We start from the raw sequence: 3547 nt of genomic DNA, 5'->3' as shown, positions 1-3547 counted from the left end.
ATGCCTTTAACGTTCTAAAAACGTTAGAGGCATATTTTTTATAAATTACTTTGTCTCAAAAACAATCGATTATGAGACAAATAAAAAAGTTCCCTTTTCAGGCCGTAAAAGGTATTTTTTTGTTTCAAAAGACGTCTCTTTATCTATGGATCTTTAATCACCTTTTATGATACAATAAAGGTAAAAAGGGGCCGATGACCATGAGTGGGTATGTCTACGGATACGCGCGCGTCAGCACGCAGCACCAAGAGCTGAACCGACAGCTAGATTTGCTAGAGAAACAGAACTGCAACGAAATTCTGATGGAGAAGATGACAGGAACGAAGGCCAGCCGTCCGGAATTAAACCGACTAAAGGACAAGCTCCGCCCAGGAGACACGGTAGTGGTGGAGAGCTTCTCCCGCTTAGGACGGAGCACCAAGGATCTAATTGATCTCGTGACCTACTTCGAGAAGCACGACGTCAAGCTGGTCAGCTTGAAGGAGAACTTTGATACAACTACCCCACAAGGACGACTCATGATGACCGTCTTCCAGGCCTTCAGCCAGTTCGAGCGCGACCTAATTGTCGAACGCACCAAAGAAGGATTGAAAAGTGCGCGTGCCAGAGGTCGCAAAGGAGGACGCCCACGTGTAAACCCGCGTGATATTGAACGAGCCGTAAAACTGTACGAGAGCCAGATATACAGTGTCAAAGAAATTACTGAATTGACCGGAATTAGTAAACCTACTCTCTATCGATATTTAAAGAGTAGTCACAAATAACGATTGCAACATGTACGAACGTTGTTGCAATCGAAATGCATTCAGCCTGAAATAAATTGTGGTTTTAAGTTTTAAACTTACTAAGGAAGGACTGCTGATATGGTCAAAATAACAAAGGAAGTTTATGAACAAATAAAGATTGATCTTCCAAAAATAGAGGGGAGTCTATCTTCACGAAATGGATCCCAGAAGTTATGGAGAAACTTAAGAAGTAAATATTCTATTCTATTACCTGGACTAACAAAACATGTTAGAGAATCAGGAAAAATGACTTCCCCTGGAACGGAATTTGATTACCGGCCAGAACTTGAACAATTAAAAGAAGCTATATTAGCTTATATGATTGTTAATCCTGTAGAGCAACAGTCTAATGAGGAAATTGAAAATGAAGGGAACGAACAATTAAATCAAACTACACCTCGGTCGATAGATGAAATAATTAATGAAAAAATAGAAGAATCGAAGATATATATAAGATCTAAGGAATCTAAACAGAAGCAAATTGCATTAGAGAAAATTTGGGATACTTTCGAAAGATTAAAGACTATTTATGGTGAAAATAAAAAGAAGTCTGTAACTAGACTAATTGATATAGTTAGTAAAGAATCACCAGTAACAAAAGAGTTGATAAGCAGAGAATTTCAGGAATTAACACAGATAGGCAATACTTACCATATTAGACATTTCGAAAACGGAAAAGAGCCTATTTATTCGGATGATTTTAGAGAGTATTTGTATTTTAGAATTTTAAGCTTAATAAGCTACTGTATAAATGAAATGAATCAGTAATCAAGAGAAAATAACGCATTTTAAGCCAGTTTCAGATTTGAAAGTGGATCACTATCCACGAAACTGGACTAAAATGCGTTTTTTAAATCCATATCTTTCGTTAAGATTGATTTTACACCTTATGATTATAAGAAATGAGTATAACCAAACCTTATTAGGTAACGCTTGTTAATTCATGTTCATTAGTCTTGAGTTATGACACCCACACAACAAAAAATAAGCCGATTATAATCGACTTTAGTTTTTATTAAAGCACCCATTAGTTCAATAAACGAAAATTGGATAAAGTGGGGTATTTTTAAAATATATATTTATGTTACAATAATACTGACTTTTAAAAAAGGATTGATTCTAATGAAGAAAGCAGACAAGTCAGCCTCCTAAATTCACTTTAGATAAAAATTTAGGAGGCATATCAAATGAACTTTAATAAAATTGATTTAGACAATTGGAAGAGAAAAGAGATATTTAATCATTATTTGAACCAACAAACGACTTTTAGTATAACCACAGAAATTGATATTAGTGTTTTATACCGAAACATAAAACAAGAAGGATATAAATTTTACCCTGCATTTATTTTCTTAGTGACAAGGGTGATAAACTCAAATACAGCTTTTAGAACTGGTTACAATAGCGACGGAGAGTTAGGTTATTGGGATAAGTTAGAGCCACTTTATACAATTTTTGATAGTGTATCTAAAACATTCTCTGGTATTTGGACTCCTGTAAAGAATGACTTCAAAGAGTTTTATGATTTATACCTTTCTGATGTAGAGAAATATAATGGTTCGGGGAAATTGTTTCCCAAAACACCTATACCTGAAAATGCTTTTTCTCTTTCTATTATTCCATGGACTTCATTTACTGGGTTTAACTTAAATGTCAATAATAATAGTAATTACCTTCTACCCATTATTACAGCAGGAAAATTCATTAATAAAGGTAATTCAATATATTTACCGCTATCTTTACAGGTACATCATTCTGTTTGTGATGGTTATCATGCAGGATTGTTTATGAACTCTATTCAGGAATTGTCAGATAGGCCTAATGACTGGCTTTTATAATATGAGACAATGCCGACTGTACTTTTTACAGTCAGTTTTCTAATGTCACTAACCTGCTCGTTAATTTAAGTGTACTACTTCACAAAACGCATTGCTTATTACATATGTAATAAGCAATGCCACAACTCTTAAGTTAAGACTATAATGACAAATGTAACTAATAATATTTTTTACACACTTTATAATAGGTGATGAGGTGAGGAATATGATATTACACATGGAAGATGTAATCAAACGCTTTGGCAATCATTTGGCGTTGGATCATCTATCTTTAGAAGTAAAGAAGGGCGAAGTAGTCGGTCTACTCGGGGCTACCGATTATCAGTGAAGTGGCATTGAAAAGTTTCTCTGAAGAAAAGAAAACAACCTTGCTGACACCACGCGAAAACGATATTTTGGAACTAATCGCAAATGGATTGAACAATAAAGAGATTGCCGGACAGTTGTACATCAGTGAAGGAACGATTCGCAACACCATCTCTATCATTCTAGACAAACTCGAACTCCGTGATCGCACCCAATTGGCGATTTATTATTGGCAGATGAAAACCATCTGAACTGCGGTTTAACGTGATGACACAACTTGTGTCATCCCAATAACAGACTATGTAAGAATATGTGTCAGCTTAAAATTTATTCCCATTGTAGAATGACAAGAGTGTGACTTTAAGAGATAAATTGCACACTTTTTAAACGCTATTTTGCACTATAAGTAAATATAAAAAGCCCAATTTCTCAATTTTTATGAGTATAGTGGACCCAAAAAGTTAGACTAAATTTTATGAGAGTTGACCGAATGGTCAGCTCTTTTTTAATACATGCAATTTGGCTTAATTCCTGTTGTCGACAATACTTCTCATAAATTTCAATCTGTCAAGAGTAGTAGCGGAGCGACTCTTGATAGATTGAAACTTTATGTGAAAC

General features: G+C 34.9%; 3 protein-coding genes and 2 pseudogenes. All 5 read left to right on the top strand.

Annotated features, from left to right (window positions below):
• Positions 1–200: 200 nt before the first annotated feature.
• Positions 201–764 (top strand): recombinase family protein, encoded by a 564-nt coding sequence (locus B9P78_RS09320; RefSeq protein ID WP_094519159.1) that lies wholly within the window; start codon positions 201–203, stop codon positions 762–764.
• Between the two features lie 99 nt (positions 765–863).
• Positions 864–1553 carry a hypothetical protein gene (locus tag B9P78_RS09315; protein ID WP_094519158.1) on the top strand — a complete coding sequence of 230 codons (690 nt, stop codon included), beginning with the start codon at positions 864–866 and terminating at the stop codon, positions 1551–1553.
• A 419-nt stretch (positions 1554–1972) separates the two neighbouring features.
• Positions 1973–2692, top strand: a pseudogene (gene catA / locus B9P78_RS09310) (type A chloramphenicol O-acetyltransferase).
• A 136-nt stretch (positions 2693–2828) separates the two neighbouring features.
• The gene (locus B9P78_RS10605) at positions 2829–2951 is read left to right on the top strand and encodes a hypothetical protein (protein ID WP_255377102.1); all 123 of its coding nucleotides are present in this window, start codon (positions 2829–2831) and stop codon (positions 2949–2951) included.
• A gap of 52 nt (positions 2952–3003) precedes the next feature.
• A pseudogene (locus B9P78_RS09300) lies at positions 3004–3180 on the top strand (response regulator transcription factor); the annotation flags it as partial.
• Between the last annotated feature and the right edge of the window lie 367 nt (positions 3181–3547).

It is taken from the genome of Aerococcus sp. 1KP-2016 (assembly GCF_002252085.1).
Classification (GTDB): Bacteria; Bacillota; Bacilli; order Lactobacillales; family Aerococcaceae; genus Aerococcus.
This window is presented reverse-complemented; position numbering and strand designations above follow the sequence as displayed.